This is a genomic window from Brevibacillus sp. HB2.2 (assembly GCF_013284275.1).
Taxonomy (GTDB): domain Bacteria; phylum Bacillota; class Bacilli; order Brevibacillales; family Brevibacillaceae; genus Brevibacillus; species Brevibacillus brevis_D.
This window is the reverse complement of the sequence record NZ_JABSUV010000115.1, coordinates 1-401: the sequence shown is the minus strand read 5'-3', so window position 1 is coordinate 401 and position 401 is coordinate 1. Positions and strand designations below refer to the sequence as shown.

Annotated in this window: 1 protein-coding gene; it reads left to right on the top strand. The window is 52.9% G+C overall.

Translation table 11 applies throughout. From position 1 onward, the window contains the following. Positions 1-184 (top strand): hypothetical protein (locus HP401_RS29740; protein ID WP_217366276.1); only part of this gene is annotated, 184 nt, incomplete at its 5' end. Positions 185-401: the final 217 nt, after the last annotated feature.

Genomic DNA, 401 nt, shown 5'->3' with positions numbered 1-401 from the left:
AACCCAACAACTCGCAAGGAAACAGGAGAAAAAAGCGAAGATCTTTGGGGCACCCACCGAGGCGCAATGGAAAAGGCGAAACACGCCTTTAAGCGTCCACCTCCGAGAAGCATCCCTGAACCTCTACTTTGGACGCGGTTTCGCTTTTTCCATAGAGCCGTGCAGTGAATCCCCAAGCTGGTGACCCAAGAAGCTGGAGCGTTTTCTCCTGTTTCCTCCCACCACAGCAGCTGGAAAGCGAGTTTTTAAATGTAGCTGCAGTGGAGAGAAGAATATTTCCAGTCTACGCTCCGGGCTACGTCCTGCTAGGAGTGTAGACTGTCCGCTCCGCAGCGATTTGCGGGGAAATGCAAAAGTGGTAGCCGCTACGTCGTTTGGCACGTTGCATTTCTTTTGCCCGC